Source organism: Halomicrobium sp. HArcel3, assembly GCF_058933135.1.
On the sequence record NZ_JBZYDN010000002.1, the window covers coordinates 547,984 to 570,652 of the forward strand.

20 protein-coding genes and 1 tRNA gene are annotated in these 22,669 nt (G+C 67.9%); 9 read left to right on the top strand and 12 right to left on the bottom strand.

The features are described from left to right. Window positions 1-58: 58 nt before the first annotated feature. Window positions 59-2,992: a methyl-accepting chemotaxis protein gene (locus AC5FRV_RS08575; protein WP_493560672.1), complete on the top strand. Its 2,934-nt coding sequence runs from the start codon at window positions 59-61 to the stop codon at window positions 2,990-2,992. Window positions 2,993-3,070: 78 nt separating this feature from the next. Here the strand turns inward: AC5FRV_RS08575 and AC5FRV_RS08580 are convergent, their stop codons facing one another. From AC5FRV_RS08580 to AC5FRV_RS08605, 6 genes are read right to left on the bottom strand one after another with little or no spacing between them, the layout of a single operon-like run. Beyond that, window positions 3,071-3,496, bottom strand: a complete 426-nt coding sequence (locus AC5FRV_RS08580; RefSeq protein ID WP_493560673.1) for a NusA-like transcription termination signal-binding factor — start codon at window positions 3,494-3,496, stop codon at window positions 3,071-3,073. After that, a complete protein-coding gene (rpoA2, locus tag AC5FRV_RS08585) occupies window positions 3,496-4,683 on the bottom strand; it encodes a DNA-directed RNA polymerase subunit A'' (RefSeq protein WP_493560674.1) in 1,188 nt (395 codons plus the stop codon). The genes AC5FRV_RS08580 and rpoA2 overlap by 1 nt, the downstream gene beginning before the upstream one ends. Continuing rightward, a complete protein-coding gene (locus AC5FRV_RS08590; protein ID WP_493560675.1) occupies window positions 4,683-7,601 on the bottom strand; it encodes a DNA-directed RNA polymerase subunit A' in 2,919 nt (972 codons plus the stop codon). The genes rpoA2 and AC5FRV_RS08590 overlap by 1 nt, the downstream gene beginning before the upstream one ends. A 1-nt stretch (window position 7,602) precedes the next feature. After that, on the bottom strand, window positions 7,603-9,429 hold the full coding sequence (gene rpoB, locus AC5FRV_RS08595) for a DNA-directed RNA polymerase subunit B (protein ID WP_493560676.1): 1,827 nt from the start codon (window positions 9,427-9,429) through the stop codon (window positions 7,603-7,605). A 3-nt stretch (window positions 9,430-9,432) separates the two neighbouring features. After that, entirely contained in the window at window positions 9,433-10,998 is a 1,566-nt protein-coding gene (locus tag AC5FRV_RS08600; RefSeq protein ID WP_493560677.1) for a DNA-directed RNA polymerase subunit B'', read from the bottom strand. 1 nt (window position 10,999) lies between these two features. Continuing rightward, entirely contained in the window at window positions 11,000-11,227 is a 228-nt protein-coding gene (locus AC5FRV_RS08605) for a DNA-directed RNA polymerase subunit H (RefSeq protein WP_493560678.1), read from the bottom strand. 456 nt (window positions 11,228-11,683) lie between these two features. Here AC5FRV_RS08605 and AC5FRV_RS08610 point away from each other — a divergent pair. The 4 genes from AC5FRV_RS08610 to AC5FRV_RS08625 all read left to right on the top strand — a co-directional run bounded on the left by AC5FRV_RS08610 (window position 11,684) and on the right by AC5FRV_RS08625 (window position 14,282). After that, window positions 11,684-11,756 (top strand) — tRNA-Asp (locus AC5FRV_RS08610). Window positions 11,757-12,004: 248 nt separating this feature from the next. Further along, on the top strand, window positions 12,005-12,904 hold the full coding sequence (locus AC5FRV_RS08615) for a sensor histidine kinase (RefSeq protein WP_493560679.1): 900 nt from the start codon (window positions 12,005-12,007) through the stop codon (window positions 12,902-12,904). Window positions 12,905-13,195: 291 nt separating this feature from the next. Further along, window positions 13,196-13,849, top strand: a complete 654-nt coding sequence (locus AC5FRV_RS08620) for a hypothetical protein (RefSeq protein ID WP_089815672.1) — start codon at window positions 13,196-13,198, stop codon at window positions 13,847-13,849. A 130-nt stretch (window positions 13,850-13,979) separates the two neighbouring features. After that, window positions 13,980-14,282, top strand: a complete 303-nt coding sequence (locus AC5FRV_RS08625; protein WP_493560680.1) for a helix-turn-helix domain-containing protein — start codon at window positions 13,980-13,982, stop codon at window positions 14,280-14,282. A gap of 831 nt (window positions 14,283-15,113) precedes the next feature. On the opposite strand, the gene crcB is transcribed toward AC5FRV_RS08625, so the two are convergent. Beyond that, the gene (gene crcB / locus AC5FRV_RS08630) at window positions 15,114-15,500 is read right to left on the bottom strand and encodes a fluoride efflux transporter CrcB (protein WP_493560681.1); all 387 of its coding nucleotides are present in this window, start codon (window positions 15,498-15,500) and stop codon (window positions 15,114-15,116) included. Beyond that, a complete protein-coding gene (locus AC5FRV_RS08635; protein WP_493560682.1) occupies window positions 15,497-15,895 on the bottom strand; it encodes a fluoride efflux transporter FluC in 399 nt (132 codons plus the stop codon). Before AC5FRV_RS08635 ends, crcB begins: the two co-directional genes overlap by 4 nt. A 141-nt stretch (window positions 15,896-16,036) precedes the next feature. Between AC5FRV_RS08635 and AC5FRV_RS08640 the strand changes: the two genes are divergently transcribed. Further along, on the top strand, window positions 16,037-16,717 hold the full coding sequence (locus tag AC5FRV_RS08640; RefSeq protein ID WP_493560683.1) for a class I SAM-dependent methyltransferase: 681 nt from the start codon (window positions 16,037-16,039) through the stop codon (window positions 16,715-16,717). Between the two features lie 5 nt (window positions 16,718-16,722). On the opposite strand, the gene AC5FRV_RS08645 is transcribed toward AC5FRV_RS08640, so the two are convergent. Then, window positions 16,723-17,952, bottom strand: coding sequence for an iron-containing alcohol dehydrogenase family protein (locus AC5FRV_RS08645; protein ID WP_493560684.1), 1,230 nt, complete (start codon window positions 17,950-17,952; stop codon window positions 16,723-16,725). Between the two features lie 128 nt (window positions 17,953-18,080). On the opposite strand from AC5FRV_RS08645, the gene AC5FRV_RS08650 reads away from it, so the two are divergent. Beyond that, window positions 18,081-18,314 (top strand): hypothetical protein, encoded by a 234-nt coding sequence (locus AC5FRV_RS08650; protein WP_493560685.1) that lies wholly within the window; start codon window positions 18,081-18,083, stop codon window positions 18,312-18,314. Continuing rightward, window positions 18,311-19,153, top strand: coding sequence for a beta-keto acid cleavage family enzyme (locus tag AC5FRV_RS08655; protein ID WP_493560686.1), 843 nt, complete (start codon window positions 18,311-18,313; stop codon window positions 19,151-19,153). The genes AC5FRV_RS08650 and AC5FRV_RS08655 overlap by 4 nt, the downstream gene beginning before the upstream one ends. Before the next feature lie 28 nt (window positions 19,154-19,181). On the opposite strand, the gene AC5FRV_RS08660 is transcribed toward AC5FRV_RS08655, so the two are convergent. The 3 genes from AC5FRV_RS08660 to AC5FRV_RS08670 all read right to left on the bottom strand — a co-directional run bounded on the left by AC5FRV_RS08660 (window position 19,182) and on the right by AC5FRV_RS08670 (window position 21,960). Continuing rightward, entirely contained in the window at window positions 19,182-20,132 is a 951-nt protein-coding gene (locus AC5FRV_RS08660; RefSeq protein WP_493560687.1) for a VOC family protein, read from the bottom strand. Next, on the bottom strand, window positions 20,129-20,812 hold the full coding sequence (locus AC5FRV_RS08665; protein WP_493560688.1) for an alpha/beta hydrolase: 684 nt from the start codon (window positions 20,810-20,812) through the stop codon (window positions 20,129-20,131). The genes AC5FRV_RS08660 and AC5FRV_RS08665 overlap by 4 nt, the downstream gene beginning before the upstream one ends. A gap of 77 nt (window positions 20,813-20,889) precedes the next feature. Further along, window positions 20,890-21,960, bottom strand: coding sequence for an ATP-binding protein (locus AC5FRV_RS08670; protein ID WP_493560689.1), 1,071 nt, complete (start codon window positions 21,958-21,960; stop codon window positions 20,890-20,892). Between the two features lie 75 nt (window positions 21,961-22,035). On the opposite strand from AC5FRV_RS08670, the gene AC5FRV_RS08675 reads away from it, so the two are divergent. Beyond that, on the top strand, window positions 22,036-22,482 hold the full coding sequence (locus tag AC5FRV_RS08675) for a DUF7382 domain-containing protein (protein ID WP_493560690.1): 447 nt from the start codon (window positions 22,036-22,038) through the stop codon (window positions 22,480-22,482). Window positions 22,483-22,669: the final 187 nt, after the last annotated feature.

The following is a 22,669-nucleotide window of genomic DNA, read 5'->3' on the forward strand; positions in this document are numbered from 1 at the left end:
CCGAATCGAGTCGTATCCGTACCCAACAGGCTGTTGCCGATCGCCTTTACTTTCACGAATGAGATTACAATCCCATCTCCCGGACGCTATCAGGAAGAGCTACCTGCGGAAGTTCGCCCTCGTCGTACTCGTCGTGCTCGTCGCGGTGTCGAGCCTCGGCGTGTACACCCAGCAGGCCGTCTCGGCCGAACTGACCGACCAGCGCGACGTCCAGCTCGAAACGAGTACGGTGCAGCAGGCCGACTCGATCGCGTCCTGGACCGCACGCCAGGAGGACACCACCCGGATGCTGTCGAACCACGAAGTGGTGCGAACCGGTAAGGAACCCGCCATCGCAGACGTTCTCGACAGGGAAGTGGAACGGCTCCCGGCCGACATCATCGACATCCACTACATAGACCCCTCGAAGGGAACTATCGAGCGGAGCACTGGTACCTCGATGATGGGTGCGTCCATCGAGAGCACCGGCGCCGAGTGGGAGGGCGGCGAACTGACGTTCGACGGCCCGGACGACGTCGCCACGTCGAGCGCGTACCGCCACTTCGCACTGAACCGCCTGGCCTTCGCGAGTCCGGTACCCGGCCGAGACACCGCGATCATGCTCGTCGTCGACACGGGCGCGACCGCTGCCGGGTTCCAGAACGCCATCGAGGGCGGGGAGACGCGCGTCCTCGACGGCGACGGGACGGTCACCTTCTCTCGAAACGGCAGCGAGGTTCACGAGACGGGGCCCTACGGCGACCACGCCGTGACGACGGACGCCGAGGACGGCAACGCCACCGTCCAGCGCGTCGGTGACTCCCTGGTCGCGGCCGCGGGCGTCCCCGGCACCGACTGGGTCGTCGTCAAGGAGGCACCGACGTCGTCGGCCTACGCGCTCCGCCAGCAGATCCAGACTGACCTGATCGCGCTCATCGGCGTCGCGATGGGCGGGTTCGTCGTTCTCGGCGTCATCGTCGGTCGCGACCTCACCGGCGCCCTGCCGCGACTCGCGACGCAGGCCCGCTCGCTGGCCGAAGGGGACCTGACGGCGTCGATGGACGAGACCGACCGGATCGACGAGATCGGCGACGTCAACGCCGCCTTCCGAGAGATACAGCTCTACCTCCAGACGGTTGGCTCCCAGGCGGAGGCGCTCGCCTCCCAGGAGTTCGACGCCCCCGTCCTGGACCAGGACGTCCCCGGTGCGCTGGGTGACTCCCTCGACCGGATGCGCCGGGACCTGGAGGGATTCGTCGCCGACATCGAGCAGGCCCGCGCCGACTCCGAACGGGCGCGCGAAGAGGCCGAACAGCTCGCTTCGACACTCGAAACGCAGGCCGAGTCGTTCAGCCGGACGATGGAGCGGGCCGCCGACGGCGACCTCACCCAGCGCCTCGATTCGGACCTGGACAACGAGGCCATGGCCGCCATCGCGACGGCGTTCAACGACATGCTCTCCGAACTCCAGCACACGGTCGACCAGATAGACGACTTCGCCGCGGAGGTCGACGCCTCCAGCGAGACCATCTCGGCCAGCGCCGCCGAGGTCGAGGAGGCCAGTTCGCAGGTCAGCGACACGGTCCAGGAGATCGCCGCCGACGCCGAGCGCCAGGACCGCAACGTCTCCCAGGCCGCCGGGGAGATGACCGACCTGTCGGCGACCATCGAGGAGGTCGCCTCCTCGGCCACCGAGGTCGCCAACCGGTCCCAGCGGGCCGCCGCGGCCGGCGAGGACGGCAGCGAGGCCGCCACCGCGACCGTCGCCGAGATGAACGCCATCGAGGAGACGGCCGCCGAGACCGCCGAGCAGATGGAACGCCTCGACGAGGAGATGGCCGACATCGAGGAAGTCGTCGCCTTCATCGACCAGATCGCCGACCAGACGAACATGCTCGCGCTCAACGCCTCCATCGAGGCCGCCCGCGCGGGCGAGGCCGGCCAGGGATTCGCCGTCGTCGCCGACGAGATCAAGTCCCTGGCCCAGGAGACCACCGAGGCCACCGACGACATCGCGGCGATGATCGACGAGGTCCAGGACGCCACGACCGAGGCCGTCGACGACGTCCGCGAGATGGGCGACCGCGTCGAGTCCGGCGTCGACTCCGTCGAGGAGACCGTCGACACGCTCGAAGAGATCGTCGACCAGGTCGAGGACGCCGACGCCGGCGTCCAGTCCATCGCCGACGCCACGGACGACCAGGCCGCCTCCACCGAGGAGGTCGTCGCCATGGTCGACCAGGTCGGCGACGTCAGCGAACAGACCCTCGCGCGCGCCCAGAACGCCGCCGCAGCGACCGAGCAACAGACCGCCTCCATCACCGAGGTGACCCGGAACATCCGGTCGCTCTCCGGGCGGGCGAGCGACCTGCGCGACCTCGTCGACCAGTTCGAGGTCGAGGGCGAGGCCACCGCCGCGTCGGTGGCGGACCCGGCGACCGACGGGGACGCGGGTCCAGACCCGGCGAACGAGGACTCGGCGGACGAGGACGCCCCGGCAGACGGGGGCGAGGCGGCCGAGGAAGACGACGGGTTCCCGGAGACCGAGGAAGACGAGTGGACGCCGATCGCCGAGGACGACGGTCGGCACGCGGACGACGAGTCCCCGGCGGACGCCGGTGACGACGGCGCCCCGACCGCCGAGGTCGAAGCACCGGTGGACGATGCGGTCGACGCATCGGTGGAGTCTCCGGACGACGCCGACGGCGCCACAGACGGTTCCAGCCTCGGCCGAGTCACGGACGGCGCCGCCGGCCTCGTGAGCGACGCGACTGACCGAGTTCGCCTGCCCGACCGGGCCGGAGTCTCCGACCGGATGGACGGGCTGAGGAGTCGATTGCGTGGCGCGACGGACCGCGTGGCCGGGGCGGTCGGCGGACTGACGACCCGGCGTTCCGAGCACGAGGACCCGCTGGACGACCCGCTGGCGACAGAAGGAGACGGAGCAGCGGCCGACGACGACCAGACCGTCGCGGACTTCGACGACCCGGCGCCCGCCTCGGACGACGACTAGCGCGGGTCGCTCTCTTTTCGCCGTTCGGGCTACCGAGTCGTCACTGGGGGGCTGTCGAACGCCGAAAAGAGCGACCGCCTACGTCAGTTCGATGCCGTCGACGTCGCAGTGGCGCTCGGCCAGGCGACGCGCGGCGTCGATGTTCTTCCCGCCGGTGCCGATGGCGACGCCGCGGTCCTCACTGGCCACCTCGACGTAGGCGACGGTGTCCTGGTTCCGCGAGATGGTGACGTTGTTCACCGTGGCGGGCGCCAGCGCGTTGGCGACGACCCCAGCGGCGGAAGGGGCGTCCTCGACGAGTTTGACGTCCCGGTCGAGTTCGCGCTCGACGCGCTCGACGTTGCGACCGCCGGGGCCGATGGCGTCGGCCATCTCGCCGGCCTCGACGAGGAAGACGACCAGGTCGTGGTCCTCGACGACGACGCAGTCCCGGACGCCGACGCCGGCCTCGTCCTCGAACAGCGCGAGGTGCCGGCGGGCCTCGTCCGAGCGTTCGACGACCATCAGTCCTGTTTGGCACCCATCCGCAGGTCGACGTCGCCGGTGCCGAGCTTGATCGGCTTCCCGACGATGACGTTCTCCGTGACGCCGTCGAGGGCGTCGATCTCGCCGTGGATCGCGGCGTCGAGCAGGTGGTTGACCGTCACCTCGAACGCCGCCCGCGCGAGCACGGACTGCTTGTTGCCGGAGATGCCGTGGCGACCGATGGACTCGATCTCGCCGCGGTTCGTCATGATGTCGGCGACCAGCATCAGGTGGCGGATGTTCACGTCGTCGAGCCCCTGCTCTTCGAGGGTGTGCATCGTCTCGTTGATCAGGGTCTCGCGGGCCGCCTCGATGCCGAGTTCGCTCTTGATCTCGTGGATGTTGTTACACGTCGTCCGCGAGGCGTCGACGCCCTCGATGCCGAGCACGTCGCCGAACGCGGAGCCCTCGGTGTAGAGGACGAACTCCTCGCCGTCGTCGGTCTCCTCTTTGCGGATGACGACGCGGTTGATCTCCTCGATCCCCTTGAAGACGATCTCCCGGAGTTCCTCTACCAGCTGGAGCAGGTCCCGGTAGGACGGCTCCTCGGGTCCGAACTCGATGACCGTCCCCGATCGTCGGGTTTTCACGCCGAGGTTCGACTCGATTGTCTCGGCGATCTCGTCGGCGACGTCCTCCGTGCGGGAGACCGTCGGCCACCGCTCCATCAGCGTCTCGTCGTTCAGGTCGATCTGGACGAGCATGTCGGCGACGTTCGTCGAGATGTCACCCAGCGCGAGGATGCGCGTCGCCTCGATGTTCCAGACGACCTCGTGGGCCTTCTCCCGGTCGGTCGCGTACTCGTCGTCGAGGTGGACCGTCATCATCGGGGTGTCCGGGGTCTTCCGGGCGTCCACCAGCTCGATGAGCCGGGGCAGCCCCTGCGTGACGTCGATCTCGGCGACGCCCGCGTAGTGGAACGTGTTCATCGTCATCTGCGTCCCAGGCTCCCCGATGGACTGGGCCGAGACGGTTCCCACGGGGTCGAGCGGGTCGACCCGGGTGTCGAGGTACCGTGACTCGACGGCCCTGGCGACGTCGTCGGCCTCGTCGACGGTGAGACCCCGCTGTTCGACCGTGTCGTACACCTCGTCCTTGAGGCGTCGCGGGAGGTCGGTGTCCTCCACGACGGCCTCGACGTCGTCGGATACGTCTGCTCGTGTCATCAGTCGTCACCCTCCGCCATCCACCAGTCGTCCGCGTGTTCGGACAGGTTCGTCGGCTCGGCGCGCTCGCCGAGGAACTCCTGTTTCTGTTCGGCCGACTGGAACTCCTCGTCGAGGACGCGGTCGGCGATGCCCTCGACGTCGACGCTGTTCTCCTCGTCGGAGGAGACTCGCACCGGCGAGGTACCGTCCTCGCCGAACTCGAACTGGACGATGGTGTCCGAGGTGTCCCGGACGGTGCCGTCGTACTGGGTCTCCAGTTCCGAGAGCGCGTTGATGAGCCGGCGCTGCAGGTAGCCGGACTTGGAGGTCCGGACTGCCGTGTCGACCAGCCCCTCGCGGCCACCCATCGCGTGGAAGAAGAACTCCTTGGGGTCGAGGCCGCTGCGGTAGGAGGCCTCGACGAAGCCGTGGGCGTCCGCGGAGAGGTCGTCCTGCTTGAAGTGACTCAGGGTACGATCCTCGTACCCGCGGTTGATCCGCTCGCCCCGAACCGCCTGCTGGCCGACGCAGCCGGCCATCTGGGTGAGGTTCAACAGCGATCCACGGGCGCCGGACTCGGCCATGACGACGGCCGGGTTGTCGTCCGCGAAGTGGTCCTCCGCGATGTCACCGGCGGAGTCACGTGCCTTCCCGAGCGTCTGCATGATCTTCATCTCCAGGGTCTCGTCGACGGTGCGGCCCGGGAGCGACTCGAGTTCGCCCCGGTCGTAGGTCTCGATGAGCTCCTGGACGCGCTCGTAGGCGTTGTCGATCGCTTCCTGGATGTGCTCCTCCGCGGCCTCCGGGATGGACTCGTCGTCGATCCCGATCGAGAACCCGAAGTGCATGATCGAGCGCATCGCCAGCGAGGCGACCTCGTTGATCAGGATGCGCGCCCTGGTCTTCGAGTACATCTTCGCCGTGGTGTCGACGATCTCGCCGCCGAAGCCGCCGACGGCGCTGTCGTCGATAGTCCCTTCGAGCAACTGACCGTCCTCGATGACGACGTCGTCGCCGGCCTCGCTCGTGAACTCCAGGTTCATGTCGTCGGGGAGGAGCTCCGAGAACAGGTCGCGGCCGGTCCAGTACGGCGTGCCGTCCTCGGTACCCGAGGGCTCCGGCAGTTCGTCGATCCGCGTGGCGCGAAGCAGGTCCAGGGCCTGCGTCTCGTTGAAGTGCGGGTTCTCGTGGGTGAGTAGGTACGTCCCGCTGATGTGGTCCTGGATGGCGCCGATGATGTTCTCACCGAAGCGCGGGCTGAGGATCTGCTCCTGGACGCGCATGAGGACGCGGGCCTCCGCACGGGCCTCCTCGTTCTGCAGCGCGTGCATGTTCATCTCGTCGCCGTCGAAGTCGGCGTTGTACGGCGGACAGACGACGGTGTTGAGCCGGAACGTCTTGTACGGCATCACGACCACTTCGTGGGCCATGATGGACATCCGGTGGAGCGACGGCTGGCGGTTGAAGATGATGATGTCGCCGTCGATGAGGTGCCGGCTGACCTCCCAGCCGGGCTCGACCTTCTCCGAGAGTTCCTCGCAGTTCTTCTCGGTCACCTTGAGCCGGCGGCCGTCGGGCCGCTTGACGTAGTTGGCACCGGGGTGGGCCTCGGGCCCGTTCGCCACGTAGCGCTGGGCCTCCTCGAGGTTGCGCTCGTTGACGTTCATCGTCTGGGTCATCTCGCTGGCGACCCGGTCCGGCACCCCGACCTCGTTCAGCGAGAGCGTCGGGTCCGGCGAGATGACGGTTCGCGCCGAGAAGTTGACGCGCTTCCCGGACAGCGAGCCACGGAAGCGACCTTCCTTGCCCTTCAGGCGCTGGGAGAGCGTCTTGAGCGGGCGGCCGGAGCGGTGTCGCGCCGGCGGCGTGCCCGAGATCTCGTTGTCCATGAACGTGGTGACGTGGTACTGGAGCAGTTCCCAGAGGTCCTCGATGATCAGCTGGGGCGCACCGGCCTCGCGGTTCTCCATGAACCGCTGGTTGATGCGGATGATGTCGACCAGCTTGTGGGTCAGGTCGTCCTCGGAGCGCTGGCCGTTGTCCAGCGTGATGGAGGGACGGGCGGTGACCGGCGGCACCGGCAGCACCGTCAGGATCATCCACTCGGGCCGGGAGCGTTCGGCGACCATCCCGAGCACTTCGATGTCCTCGTCCGGGATGTCCTCGAACCAGTCCCGGATGTCGCTGGGCATCAGCTTGTTCATGTCCTCCTCGGTCAGGTCGACGTCGAGGACCTTCTCGATGGCCTTGCGGTCCTCCTCGCGGGGACGGAACTCCCCGGAGATTATCTCCTGGACGCGCGAGGCGGCGATGCCGGTCTTGTCCGACAGTTCCTGGGGGGAGACCGGCTGGGAGTCCTCCTCCTCCTCGTCGCCCTCCATGGCGGCGACGATGCGCTGGGAGAACTCCGAGGACAGCACCTGCTGGACCTCGTAGTACGTGGTCGGCTTCTCGTGTTGGATGTCGTACTGGACCTCGCCGCAGAACGGACAGGTGTCCTTCTTTCGGGCCTGCCGGATGGCGGCCTTGGTGACGTCGTTGAGGTCCTCCTGCAGTTCGCGCGTGCGGGTGAGACGGTCGCGGAACTCGTCGCGCTCGTGCTCGTCAAGCACCAGGCGCGAGCAGTTGCGACAGGTGCCCCGGAGCAGGCGTCGGATGAGCTTGTTGAAGCCGACGTGGATGACCGGCGCCGCGAGTTCGATGTGGCCGAAGTGGCCGTTACACGACCCGGAGTGCTTGCCGCAGGTCTTGCACTCCAGCCCCGGGTCGATGACGCCCAGGCGCGGGTCCATCAGCCCCATGTCGATGGGGAAGCCGTCGTCGTCGTACGTGTCGGCCGTGATGACCTTCGTCGCGCTCATCTCCCGGTACTCCTCGGGGTCCATCAGGCCGAAGTTGAGGGACCCGATCGTTTTGGGTGTCTGTTGTGAACTCATCTTAGACTGCGTCCTCCAGTTCGATGCGCGGGGCGATGCCGAGCGCCTTCATCTCGTCGAGCAGGAGCTTGAACGCGTAGGACATCTCCACCTCGTGGACGTCCGTCTCCTCGTCGCAGTTCGGACAGTAGATGCGGCGTTGCTCGACGTTCTCGACGGCGGACATGCCACACTGGCCACAGACGTTGATCCACTCGCGGTCGGACTCGTCGAGGAGCCGTTCCTTGAGCGCCATCGCCGCGCCGTGACCGATGAGCACGTCCCGTTCCATCTCGCCCACGCGCAGGCCGCCCTCGCGGGCACGCCCCTCGGTGGGCTGGCGGGTCAGCACCTGCACGGGCCCGCGCGAGCGGGCGTGCAGCTTGTTCGAGACCATGTGGTAGAGCTTCTGGTAGAAAATGCTCCCCACGAAGATCTCCGCTTCGATCTTCTCGCCGGTGACGCCGGAGTACATGACTTCCTTCCCGGAGGAGTCGAAGCCGTGGTCGACCAGCGCACCGCGCAGTTCCTCCTCGTCCTCGCCGGTGAAAGCCGTCCCGTCGACGCGGCGGCCTTCGAGCGAACCGACCTTGCCGCCCAGCATCTCCAGAACGTGGCCGACCGTCATGCGCGATGGGAGCGCGTGCGGGTTCAGGACCAGGTCGGGGACGACGCCCTGTTCGGTGAAGGGCATGTCCTCCTGGGGCGCCAGGTGACCGACGACGCCTTTCTGGCCGTGCCGGCTGGCGAACTTGTCGCCGAGTTCCGGAATCCGCTCGTCACGGACGCTGACCTTGGAGAGCTTCGAGCCGTCCTCGCCCTCCATCAGCGTGACCGTGTCGACCACGCCAGATTCACCGGAGCGCATCGTCACGGACGTCTCCCGGCGCTTCTGTGGCGAGAGACCGCCCATGTCGTCGGGCTCTTCGAGGAATCGCGGCGGCGACGTCTTGCCGAGCAGGACGTCGTTCTCGCCGACGCGGGTCTCGGGGTTGACGAGGCCGTCCTCGTCGAGGTGGGTGTACGCTTCCTCGCCGCGCGCGCCTCGGACCTCGTCGTCGGGCTTCTCGAAGCGGTCCTCCTGGCCGCCGGGGTAGCGCCGTTCCTCGCCCTCGTACGTTCGGAAGAAGTGCGAGCGAGCGAGCGCGCGCTCGACGGAGCCGCGGTTCATGACGAGCGCGTCCTCGATGTTGAACCCCTCGTAGCTCATCACGGCGACGACGAAATTCTGGGCGGCCGGGCGGTCGTCGTAGCCGATCTGTTCGGTGGTCTGGGTCTTGACCATCGAGAGCTGCGGGTAGTGCAACAGGTGCTGGCGCGTGTCCGGGCGAATGCGGTAGTTCGCGGAGGGCAGCCCCAGCGACTGCTTGATCATCCCCGACCCCATCGTGATGCGGGGCGAGGCGTTGTGCTCGGGGTAGGGGATCATCCCGGCACCGATGCCGAAGATGAGCTGCGGGTCCACTTCGAGGTGGGTGTGGTCCTCGGTGAGGTCCTCTTCCTCGACGCCCACGAGGATGTCCTCTTCCTCCTCGGCGTCGATGAACTCGACCTTGCCGCGGTCGACAAGTTCCTCGAACTCCAGATCGCCGTCCTTCAGCGCCGTGACCTCCTCCTCGTCGATGAGGGGCTCGCCGTTCTCGACGACCAGGAGCGGTCGGCGGGCGCGGCCGGCGTCGGCGTTGACGATGACCTCGTCGGTGCGGTCGCGCACGGAGACGTTGACCATCTCCGAGACGTCGCCCCGGCGTCGGGCTTGCCGGATCTGTTCTGCGAGCTGTTCGGGGCTGGGATGGGTCCCAACCAGACTGCCGTTGACGTACACTTTGGCGTCGCGTCCCTGACTCATGATTTAGTCGTCTGCTGGCTGCTGTTCGATGCGGTCGATTCCGGGGATGCCCGAAACGCCCATCTCGGCGAGTTCCTGCTTCAGTTCCTGGTCGTCCTCGATGTTCTGGGAGAGCTCCATCGCCTGGGCGAAGTTCTTCACCAGTCCGCAGTTGGGCCCCTCGGGGGTCTCCGAGGGTCCGATGCGACCCCACTGGGTCGCGTGCAGGTCACGCGCCTCGAAGTGGGGCTGGCTGCGCGACAGCGGCGAGCGCAGCCGGCGCAGGTGCGAGAGGACGCCCATGTAGTTCGTCCGGTCGACGAGCTGTGAAACCCCAGAACGGCCACCGACCCAGTTCCCCGTCGCGATGGGGTGTTCGAGTCGCTCGGTCAGCACGTCCGAGCGAACCACGGTGGAGACGGAGAGCTGCCGGTTCCGCATGTTCGCGCGTTCGAGCTGGTACTTCACGTCCCGGGCCAGCTTGTTCAGCGCCGTCCGGAACAGGTCGCGCATGAGGTCGCCGCTGACCTTGAGGCGCTTGTTGGCGTAGTGGTCCTTGTCGTCGGACTCGCGGCGGTTGAGGGCGAGTTCGAAACACGCCTCGGCCATCCGGCAGAGGTAGAAGGCCTTGTTGATGCGGACGTCCTCCTCGTCGACGCCGTCCTCGTGGAGGTGCGGGAGGAGGTACCGGTCGATGACGTAGTTGGCCCGCTTGAGCTGGTAGTTCTTGCCCTGCCCGGAGGCGACGCGCTTCCCGAGGGTCTCGATGGCCTCCTCGGTGGTCTGGACGTCGGCGGCCTCCAGGTTCTCCAGCATGAACTTCACGATCTCGGGGTCGTCGCTGACGCGGTGGACGATCTCCTCGTCGGATTCGAGGCCGAGCGCGCGCACGAGCGTGACGAAGTTGATGGAACCGGAGACGCTGGGGAAGGAGACTTCGAGGATGCCGTCGCGGGTCCGCTCACAGAGCACGAGGGCGCGGTAGCCACGGCGCTGGGAGAAGGTCTTGGCGACCTGGACCTCGTCGCCGTACTTGGTGTCGTACTCCGCGAGGATCTTGTTCGGTGCCAGGTCCTCGCTGGTCATCAGGACGCGCTCGGAGCCGTTGACACAGAAGTAGCCGCCGGGGTCGGCCGGGTCCTCGCCGATGTCGATCAGCTCTTCCTCGGTGAAGCCGGCGATGTTACACTTGTCCGAGCCGACCATGATCGGCATCCGACCGATCTTGGTCTCGGTCTGGTCGACGACGCGTTCCTCTTCCTCCTCCCCGCCCTTGATGATCGCCATCTCCATGAAGACGGGCGCGGAGTAGGTGATGTTCCGCAGGCGTGCCTCCTGGGGGTAGAGCAGTTCTTCGCTCCCGTCGGCTTCTCGCACGCGCGGGGTGACGACGCGGACGTCGCCGAGTTCGACGTAGACGGGCTCCTGGCCCTCCTTGTCGCCGATGTCGGTGTCGATGGTCTCCTTCTCGTCGACGACCTCCTGCATGCCGCGGTTGAGGAAGGCGTTGAACGAGCGGAAGTGGTGTTCGGCGAGTCGTTCCCGGGAGAAGTACTCGCGCGAGATCGCGCGGTGGTCGGCGGTGTCCATCTCAGTCCACCACCAGTCGATAGACGACTGCCTGGTCGGTCGTCCGCGAGTCCCGGGTCACTCTGACGACGTCGCCCACGCTGGCCTCGTCGGGGGCCGCGGGGTCGAGTCGCTGTAGCTTCGGGAGGTCTGTTTTCTTGATGTCGTACTCCTCGAGCACGTCTTCGATCTCCTCGTCGTCGACGACGGTGTGGTCTGGGACGAGTTCGTGTTGGCTTACATCTACCATGGTTTGTGTGGCCGGTGAGTGGAGAAGGTTGCAGTCACGAGATACTACAGGTCGCTATTGACCACACCCATGTAACGCTTACGAAGTAAGTCTGCCGTGGCTATCCGACCCCGGTGGTCGGCCGAGCGTCTTACCCAGCCATAGGACTATCTCACTCATAGTAGTTTGGGTTACCCAGATTCGAGGAATTTGTGGTCCATGGCGCGTCTCTGGACTGATTTCCGCCGATACCTCCGTTCCCGCGCCGGTCGCGGGGGTGCCGACTGGACGACAGGAATCCCGATTCGACCGAGCCAGCGGCCACTGCCGATCTGCCAGGACTCTGCGGCCCGTCTGTGGTGCAGACTCTGCGACCTATCGGTCCGCCGGGCGTGTTTTCATTCCCCACGACACCGCCCCACAATGGCGCCGTTTTTGAGAAGCCTTAAGTATAACACCGGGATACCTGTGAGTGTAGCCCGGATGGTGTAGTGGCCCATCATACGACCCTGTCACGGTCGTGACGCGGGTTCAAATCCCGCTCCGGGCGTTTTCTCGAACCAAATTCGTGAGCGACCAGCTTTGCTGTGTCGCGAGTCACCGAAATTGGAGAGCGGTTGCTGTGAGCCCCCGTACGTCACAGCCCGTGCACTCGCCCACTGCTTCGTTATCACTCGATTCGAGGAATGGTTGGCATTCTAATCTATGGGAAATCGACGGACACCTGTCTAATTCCACGTGTAATTGGCATGCAACGGACGGCAAGCTTTTCAACAGTGAATATGCAATCCTGACGTAATGGGCAACCAGGGGTGGGGAACGTCGCACGGTGCCGTGAGGATCACGGCCGCGTACGTACTCCTGAGCGGGGCCTGGATACTCTTCTCTGACTGGGTGATAGGTGTGCTCTTTCAGGACGCCGCGAACCTGCGCTTCGGCCAGACGGTGAAGGGACTGGTGTTCGTCGCGCTGTCGGGACTCCTCATCTTCTGGCTCGTCCGTCGCGAGCAGCGACGACTCGCCGCGACGAACGAGAGCCTCGAACGGACGGTGGCGCACGCGACAGTGCTCCATCGGCTGTTACGGCACAATCTGCGGAACAGCTGTGACGTGATCCAGAACAACGTCGACCTGCTGCAGTCTGGACGGGGGGACCCCGCGGAGAACCACGAACGCATCCAGCGGCAGGCGGTGACCCTGTCCAACATCGCCGCGAAGTCCCAGCACCTCCGGGACGTGGTGTTCGACGACCGGACCGAATCGATGGAACAGGACCTGACGGCGGTCGTCGAGGAGGCGGTCGCGGCGGCGCGCGAGGAGTTTCCAGCGGCGACGTTCGAACTCGAGCCGTCGCCGTCCCAGCGAGTCGTCGCCCACCCACGGCTCGCCATCGCCGTCGAGGAGTTGCTCGGCAACGCCGTCGTCCACCAGGAGGACCGCGACCCGAACGTGACGGTGTCGCTGGATCGCGAGGGCGACGAAGCGGTCGTCCGCATCACCGACGACGGGCCGGGGATCCCAGACATCGAACGCGCGGTGCTGGAGGACGGCGTCGAGGACGCGCTGACGCACTCCCGCGGTATCGGCCTCTGGGTCGTGCGGTTCATCGTCACCGCGAGCGGCGGCTCGCTGTCGGTCCCGCTGTCCAACAGCGACGGGACGGTCGTCTCGATCCGGTTGCCAGTCGCCGGAGCGTGACCACTTGCCGGGGCGTGAGCGCTAGTCGGACACTCCCGATACCTGTCGAGTACTCGTCGAAGAACGGCACGTGCGGGGGAACTCCCCGCGCCCTGTCAGTGGCGTCCGTCCCACCGCGGGAGGCGGACAGGGAGTACGAGTCGGCTCCGCGGTAAAGGCTTTGTGGGAACCCGTGGCACGGGGTCGTGGGTGCCATCGCGGCGACTCCGGTCTCCGATGGCGAGACGGTGACCGGGCAGCGACCGCCTGCCCCCTGAAAACAGTTAACTGCGCCGGCACGCATTCGGTGCTATGGACGACGTGGACGGCGATTCGATGCCGCGGACCATCGTCGAGGCGTTTCTGGAGCGCGAACGCGGGACGCGCGCGCTCCTCGACGAACTGGAGAAGCTCTCCATCGAGGGCCGCCACGACGAGGTCCACGAGCGAGTTCGCAACCTGGCCGAACACGACGAAGCGGTGTTCTACACCGTCGCGTTCAGTCTCTCTGGCTCGAAGCAGTTCTTCGGCGACGTCGAGGCACAGCTCGACGTGACGGCCGCGGACCGGCTGCGCGACCTCTCGGAGACGTACGGCTCGTTGACCGACGCTTTCGCCATCGTGCGCACCGAGGTGTCCGAGGACCGCCGGAACCCCGTGACGGACCTGAGCTACACGGTCTCGTACCACCGGGGGGTCGAGTCGCCCATCGTCGGCTACCAGCCACGCTCCGGCGAACGGGAGCTGTTCGAGTCTCGCGGGACGCCCTCGGAAGTGCTGCACCTCTCGACGGACCTGGTGGAGGCGACCACGGATGCGCTCGACGTCGCGCTGGAGGAGGGGTACTCGGTCAACACCGAGGAGCTGAGCGCGCTCATCGACCGGCGGGAGGAACTCGAGTCGGCGCTGTCGCGACTCCGCGACGACCTCGACGAACTCCGCCGCAAGCCGCTCGGCGACGAGTGAGCCGGGAACAGCTGTCCGACGCTCGCTCTCGTCGCCGGCCCGCGGGCAGGGTGGTCACTCGCTCGGCGGTGATCCAACTGGGGCGTTTAAGGTGTGTCGGCCGATATCCACGATAGAGGCGCACATGGGTATGGATCGACTGGCCGACCAGGTCGAGAAAGAACGCCGGGACGTGGCGATCTTCCGGGCCGTCATCGAACACGGGCCCATCGACATCGTCAGCCTCGCAGAGGAGACGAATATCCCGGAGCACAAGGTGCGCCAGTCGGTGCGGATGCTGGAGAACGACGGGGTGGTGGAGCCGAGCCAGCAGGGCGCCGTCCCGCCGGCCGACGTCGAGGACCAGGTCGCGGCGATCAACGAGGGGGTCGACCACCTCGTCGAACGCGTCGAGGAACTGCGCTCGGTCTTTTCCGAGGACGTCGAGGACTGAGACGGCCTGGTCGGTGTATAGTCGTGTGTACAGACCAGTTGGTTCGTCGTGATCTCGATGGAAGAAACGATATCAACAACAGCCAGAAAGCCCTCGGCGCGCTCCGGTCCCGGGGCTCGCTGTCGTTCGAGAGAGCTTCGCTCTCTCGTGATGACGAAAGGCGCTGCGCGCCTTTCGAACCACGCTCCTCACTGCGTTGCGGTGCCCTCAGCGGAGCTGAGGACTACGCGAGAGCGGAGCTCTCGCGGTCGCTTACTGCGCCCGGGTTCCCGGACCACGCCTCGCCCTTTCAGTCCACCGTCAGAGCAAGCTCTGACGAGCCCTGCCTCGCTACGCTCGGCAGGACCCCAGGCCAGCACAGCACCGCAGCCTGCCCTTCCCCTTCCACGGGAGCGAAGCGAGTGTGGGCTCGAAAGACGAGGTGTGCCGAGTCTTTCGGTGGGTCGCGCGATGAAACGCGCTCCCGGCCGTGCGGTTGCGGAGCGGGCAGGAAGCGTGATTCGGCGCGTCCGCGCCGAATCCGGGGAGGGGTGGCGGTCTAATCGCGAGTGCCTCCGTGCACGAGCGGTGCTGATTCCTGGCGGACTGAAAGGGCGAGGCGGGGTCGACGAAGTCCGAACCCGCAAGCACGCGAGGAACGAGCGCGCGCAGCGGGTTCGCACGAGTCGAGCGCGCCGAGGGCTTTCGAGGTGTTTGACGTCGTGCTAACAGCGACAATCCTGGAAGCCACCGATCGCTAACTCCTTGATCTGTACGTTCCGAACCAGAATCGATGGGCGGCGGACGGCACTGGTCGACGACGCGCTCACGGCGGCCGCAAGGGGCCACGGCTTACCAGACCGCTGCGACAGCGGCGCCACCAGCTGTGACCGCGAGGAGCGCCGCGACGAGGGTCCCGACGGCGTTGACGATGGCGCGGCGGGGCCGTCCCGTCTCGGCGAGTCGGACGGTCTCGACCGCGAACGAGGAAAAGGTCGTGAAGGCGCCACAGAAGCCGACGCCGACGGCGAGCGACGTCGGACCGATCGGGTCGAGCGACGGCACCGCGACGAGCGCGCCGAGGACGAAACTTCCCAGCACGTTCACCGCGAGCGTGTCGACGGTGGTCCGCTCGACGTACGTGCCGACGAGGTAGCGAGCGACCGCGCCCCCGGCGCCGCCCAGCCCCACGAGGAAGAACGGAGTGAAGGCGAACGTGCCGAGGACGGACGGGGTCACGAGGACCACCTCGCGACGACCTGGCCCACCACGACTGCGAGGAAACCGAGGGCGTAGTTGCCGGCGACGTTGACGACGGCCAGTCGCGGCGACAGCGAGGCGGTCTCGACGGCGAACGTGCTGTAGGTCGTGAAGGAGGCGAGGAAGCCGGTCCCGACGACGAGGCGCGTCTCGGCAGAGAGCGCCGTCGCCAGGCGGGCCTCGGACAGCACCACCCCGAGCGCGAAACTGCCCACGACGTTCACCACGAGCGTGCCGAGGACGGCACTCGGCACCGAGATGGCGGCAGTCGGTAGCGAGACGGTGACGGCGTGGCGGGCGACGGCACCGAGAATGCCGCCGCCGGCGACGAGCGCGACCGGCCGGACCTGTGCCCGGACCTGCGCCTGGTTCATCGTCCCCTGCGACGAGACGCCCCTACTCGGTGGTTTCGATGTGCCGGCGCGTGTCGCACTCCACGAGGGGCGGCCGTCCGCGTGCATCCACAGCCCTATCCCGGACTGGGGAGTAGCCCGGGCCGACTGGAGGACGATTTCGTGACTCGACAGCAGCGAGACGACGAGACGGTCAAGAAGACCGTTCAACAGCACTGGAACGGGCGCGCGGAGACGTTCGACGACGTCAGCCACCACGGCGTCCACACGGCCGACCAGCGCGAGCGCTGGCTGGACGTGCTCCGCGAGTGGACGGGCTCGGACCCCCGACGAGCCCTCGACGTGGGCTGTGGGACGGGCGTCGTCACCCTATTGCTCGCGGAACTCGGCCACGACGTGGCAGGCGTCGACGTCGCGCCCGCCATGCTCGACCGGGCTCGTCAGAAAGCGTGGAGGGCTGGCCGCGCGGTCGATTTCTTCCGCGGCGACGCCGAACGTCTCCCGTTCCCGGACGACAGCTTCGAACTGGTCACCGCCCGCCACCTCGTCTGGACGCTCCCCGACCCGGAATCGGCACTCCGCGAGTGGCAACGCATCGTCGAACCCGGCGGCCAGATCGTCCTGATCGAGGGATACTGGGACCACGAGGAGCCGTGGGACGAGTACGAGGAAATCCACGGCGACCTGCCGCTGTACGACGGTCGACCGCCCGGCGAACTCCGGGAGTTCCTGGCTGGGACCGGGCTCGACGACCTCGCGCACGACCCGCTGCAGGATCCGACGCTCTGGGGGCGAGAACCGCACCACGACTACTACGTCGTGCGCGGGACCGTCCCCCGCTGACTTCCTCACCACGCCTCGTCCAGCACGCGCTCGATCTCCCCGGCCGTCGGGTCGAGGTCGGGCGGCCCGTTGGGCACGAACGAGTCGGCCAGCACGTCCTCGGCGACGTCCGGAAACTCCTCCCGGTCGGGACCGTCGACGTCCCGCAGGCGCGTCGGCAGGTCCAGCGCGTCCCGGACGGCTGCGACCTGATCGACGACCGCGGCGGCCGCGTCGTCGTCGTCTTCCGCGCCCAGTGCGTCGGCAAGCAGGTCACGCCGGCCCTCGACCTGCTCGAAGAGATAGCGGAGAACGTGGGGCGCGACGACGGCGTGAGCGTCCCCTTGTTGGACAGCGTACGTGCGCGTGAGCCCGTGCCCGAAGGCGTGGATCAGCGACAGGGTCCCGTCGCCGGGCCGGGAGATGCCGTACTGGACGAGTACGAGCCCCTTCAGGACGGGTTTCAGCACGTCGGCGTCGACGCCATCCTCGCCGAGGCGGAGCAGTCCCTCCTGCATCAATCCCAGTCCGCGGGCCGCCGTCGCGTCCGTGACCGGCGTCGCGTTGGCGGTGTACAGCGTCTCGATCCCCTTGTCGAAGCCGTTCATCGCCGAGCCCGCGAGTACCTCCCTGGGTGTGGTCGCGACCAGTGCGGGGTCGTAGACGACCGCTCGCGGCATCAGCCGCCTATCGCCGATACCGCCGCTGACCTGCTTCTCGATGAGTCTCCTGTCCTCCTCCGGTGAGGCCGTCACGCCGGCGACCATCGACAGGTCCGCACCGGCCAGCGTCGTCGGGACGGCGACGATGGGCGCGAGCGACCCGTCGGGGATCGAGACGGTCCCCGTCTCGGCGAGTTCCCGGCCGACTGCCTCCGGGTCGCGATCGTCGACGGCGAGGACGCTCGTCACCTTCGCCACGTCCAGACTGCTCCCGCCGCCGAGGCTGACGAGAACGTCGGCGTCCGCCGCTTCCATCGCTTCCATCGCGTCGTAGGCCGTCGAGAGCGTCTTCGACGGCGTCGTCTCGGCGAAGACGCCGCCCAGTCGGTCGCCCAGTCCGTCTCTCACTGGGTCGATGACTGCCGGCGTGTCTCCGACGGTCGACCCGCAGACCACCAGCGCGCGCTCGAACCCCTGGGCGTCGAGTTCCTCGCCCAATTCGGCGACCGCGTCGACGCCGTACCGCAGGACTGCGGGGTCGTACTCGAACCGGAACGAGTCGTCGCCGTCGCGATGGCTGTCGGCCGGTGACATTCTCGTCCGGCGCTACGCGCCCCAGTCACGTATGTCTACATGGACGCCCACGCAACCAGGTTACCTCTCGAAACTTGCTGTCGGCGACGCCGCCGAATCGTTAACCCGCGTCCACGCGAACTGTCCCCATGACCTGTCCGTTCCTGGACTACCGCGATTCCGCTGGCGACCGGACGTTCGACACCGACCGAGCGTACTGCACCGCCGCCGAGCGGTTCGTCCAGCCGATGCGGGCCGACGTCTGCAACGACCGGTACGACCTCGACCACGCGAGCGACTGCGAGATATTCCTCGCCCACGAGGACGAACTCGACGAAGCCGAAATCGGCAGCGAGGTGCCCACGGAGGGGCCCGACGCGTGACCTACGACGACTTCCTCGCGGGCGACCCGCTGATTATCACTGCGGCGCTGACCGGGGGCGTCCACGGGAAGGAGGCCAACCCCAACCTCCCCGAGACGCCGGCGGAAATCGGGAGGGCAGCGGCCGCCGCGGAGGACGCGGGCGCCGCCGTCGTCCACCTCCACGCCCGCCGACCGAACGGCGAGCGCTCGTTCGCTACCGAGCGATTTCAGGAGATAGACGACGCCGTCCGCCGGCACGCCGACGACGTGATCGTTCAACATTCGACCGGTGGGACGGGCGCCCCCGCCGAAAAGCGGCACCTGCCCCTTCGGACGGATCCCGCCCCAGAGATGGCCTCCCTCGACATGGGGCCGCTCAACCGCTACGACCACCTGACGAGCGAGAACACCCGCGGGATGGTCGACGCGCTCCACGCGGAGATGGTCGAGCGCGGGATCAAGCCCGAACTGGAGGTGTTCAACGACGGCCACCTCAACGAGGTCCACGGCCTGCTGGAGCGACGCGAACTCGCCGACCCGGTGTACGTGACGCTCATCTTCGGCGGCGGCACGCTGACGCCGCCCCGGCCCCGGAACCTGCGCAACGCCGTCGACAACCTCCCGGAGGGCGCGCTGTTCAACACCCTCGGCTTCGGGCGCCACCAGCTTCCCTTCGCGACGATGGGAATCCTCTTCGGGGGCCACGTCCGCGTCGGCCTGGAGGACAACGTCTACTACCGGCAGGGGGAACTCGCCGAGAGCAACGCGCAACTCGTCGAGCGCGTCGTCCGGGTGGCCGAGGAACTCGGGCGCGAGGTCGCCAGCCCCGCGCAGGCCCGCGACATTCTGGGCCTGTAGGTCACCGGCGAAGGGATTCGCCGACGACTCAGTCTCGGCCGACCGCGATATCGGGCAGCTGCGATTCGAGCATCTCGCGGTCTTCCTCGTACTGGCTCGGCAGCTGGAGCGACGACCCGAGTTCGTCCACGTCTTCGTCGACGGTGAACCCTGGCTCGGTGGTCGCCACCTCGAAGAGGATGCCGCCGGGGTCGCGCGCGTAGACGGACTGGAAGTAGCGCCGGTCCTTGATCCGGGTCGGTTCGAGCCCGGCGTCGGACAGACGCTCGCGCCACTCTGCCAGCGGGACGTCGCCCGCGCCGAAGGCGACGTGGTGGATGGTGCCGATTCCCTCCTTGCCGTACTCGGACTCGACGTCGAGGATATCGACGACGGCTGGGTCCGCGCCGTCGTCGCCGCCATCACCGGGCGCCTCGTATCGGACTCGGTCGCCCTCCTGGTCGACCAGGTCGAACCCGAACACCTCCAGCGTCGCAGCGGTGTGGTAGACGCTGCTCGACCGGAGCGTCACGCTGTGGAGGCCGCGGACCGCGTACTCGGCGGGAATCGCGTCCGTCGCCGGCGGCCGCGACGAGTCGCTCTCCACGAGTTCGACAGGGACGCCGTCGTGGTCGCGGAACCGGACGACGGCGTCGCCGAATCGGTCCGCCGGTTCGTCGACGGCCACCTCGAAGTCCGCGGACGAGAGCCGGTCGTACCAGTATTCGGCACTTCCTTCGGGGACGGTCAGTGCCACCGCACTCGGCTGGGGCTGGCCGACGCGACCCACCTCACCCCGCTGGTAGGGGAAGAAAGTCAGGAGCGTCCCCGGGTCGGCGCTTTCCGACCCGTAGTAGAGGTGGTACATGAACTCGTAGTCGAAGTTCACGGTCCGCTTGACGAACCGCAGTCCCAGAACGTCGGTGTAGCAGTCGACGTTTTCCTGGGGGTCGCCGGCGATGGCCGAGACGTGGTGGAGGCCGGAGACCGGGTCTCTCATCGGTTCGCCGACCCCCGTTCGGGCGCTCCCCGTTCTGGTGCCCCTTCGAGGAGTTCGGCGACCATCTCGCCGGCGCTCGCCAGGTCCGCGTCGCTGGCTCCGTGACCGTCCCCATCGTCGATGCGCTCGGTGACGTCGCCGCCGAGTCGCTCGAAGACGGCGGCGGTCTCGTTGAGGCGTTCGGCCGGGACCTGGGGGTCCTCCTCGGTCCCGCTGACGAGGACCGGCGTGCTGTCGAGGGTCCCGTCGTACCGGTCGCCGTCCAGTTCCGGCCCGATCAGTCCGCCGCTCGCCGCGACTACGCCGCCGTATCGCGTCGGATTTCTGGCGGCGAACTCGCTGACGAGGCAGGCCCCCTGGGAGATGCCGAACAGCAGGACCCGGTCTGTGGAAATCCCCGCGTCGTTCGCCTCGGCGACGGCGTCTGCTACGGCCTGGAGGGCCGACGACAGCCAGGGCTCGTTCGATTCGACGGGTGCGAGAAACGAGTTCGGATACCACCGGTTCCGCTCGGCCTGCGGCGCGAGAAGTGCCAGGCCGTGCCGGTAGAACTCCTCGGCGAGCCGGACGACGCCGTCGGCGGTCGCTCCGCGTCCGTGGACGAGTACCGCGGCGGCGTCGGCCGCACAAGGCGGTGCACCGGCCGTTACGAGCGGCTGGTCCTGGTGTGGCCCAGTCACGAGCGCTCGCCTCCCCGAACCGGCGATGGTGTCTGTGGAAACACGTTCGATGCTGTCCTCTAGAGCGGGCAGCACCTTCAGTCACAGCCTCCGTCGGTGATGCACTCGTTCCCCGCAGTGCGTTCCAGTTCCGACGCTCGCGGACTCTCACCGCCGTGGGGCGTCTTGCGCTCGCGAACCGTCAGCGCGTGGACGGACTCCGTCGCGTCGTCGACCACGAGGGCTTCGCCCGGTTCGGTCGGCATGCGTTCGACGAACGTCCCGTCCATGTACGCGGGGCGCGACGCCGCCAGTGCCTCCCGATCGGCCCGGTTCGTCAGCCGGTGGGCGACCAGCAGGTCGGCCTGCGAGTGGGCCACGTCGGGGAGCGCGCTCGGCCGCTGGGTCGCGGCGACGAGGCTGACGCCGGGCTGTCGTCCCCGGGTGAGGAGCTGTCTGAGCGACGGCGCCGCCACCCCGTCGAACAGGACGTGAGCCTCGTCGACCAGCAACCAGGGGAGGACGTCGAGCGTGCCCGCGACGCGCGCCCGGTAGAGTGACTCGGCGACCGCGGCGACGACGGCGTTCGTCGGTGCGCGGCCGAGTCCGGCGCAGTCCAGGACTGTCGGGCGGTCGGTAAGGTCCTGGGGCGCGAGCGCGTCGCCGCCGAAGACTCGCCACTGGGCGGCCGTGCGGAGGTGGTTCGCGGCCGCCCGACACGTCGCGGCCGCTGCGTCCGCGTCGTCGACGTACTCTTGCATCCCTGCGAGCGTCTCCCGTTCCGCGGCGGCCCGCCAGACGAGCGATCCGGGGCCGCTCTCCGGGTCCAGCCCCACCAGTCGACACCACGCGCGCGGTGCGAGCGCGTCCGCAGCGACGCGCGGTTCGACGACGCGGGCCGAGACGGGCGGCCGGTCCAGCGTCCGGAACGCTCCCATCGGGTCGACCACGACCGGTGCGACTGTCTCGGCCCGTGCAAGCGCCTCCGCGAGCACGCCGAGCGTGTAGGACTTGCCCGACCCGCGCTTGCCGACGACCAGGCCGACGTGGGGTCGGTCCAGGTCCAGTTCGACGCGCGCACCGTGGCTCCCGTCGCGGGCCCGGTAGTGCCCCAGTACGCCAGTCGGTCTGCCGTCCTCGTCTCCCCCGCCGCGTCCGATGACGACCATGGCGGGGCTGGCCCCGGCTTCCTACTTGAACCCTGGTCCGGGCCTTTATCAGTCGGGACGGGACCAGACCGGTCCATGTTCGAAGAACTGTGGCGCGACGACCGCGCCATCGAGGGACTGCCGATCCGGCTCGTGATCGCACTCGTCGTCGGCGTCGCCAGCCTGAGCGTGATGATGAACACCATCGGCGGGCTGGACGCCATGACCGTCACCGAACTCGACGTCGCGCCCGAGCCGGAGGTGATCGAGGCCGAGGAGACCGACCTCACGCTGACCGTCGTCGACCCGGACGGCGAGCCGGTCGCCGACGCCACCGTCGTCGTCTCCGGCGGCACGGCCACGCTGGACGGGGTGGTGACCGACAGAACGGGCGACGACGGGTCGGTGGACGTGGACGTCGACCCGTCGCTCGGTCCCAACCAGGACGAGGGAACCGTCGAGATAGACGTCAAACCGCCCGCGAGCGGCGGATACACCGACCGCCGGGCCAACACCGACGTCCTGGTCGTCCGGGACGACTGACCGGGCCGTGGATCCGGTAGGTCGGTCGTCGGCGTCTGACGAGCTTCGTTGCTCGCCGTCGCCGCGGTACCGAGCCGTCGCTGTTCGGTAAGCGCCGCCTGCGGGCGGGCGCGACACGTCGTGTCCACGCAGTGGTCCGCTTCGGCCGGTTCCGACCGGGGCGCTCTGGCACCGACCTTCGCGAGAA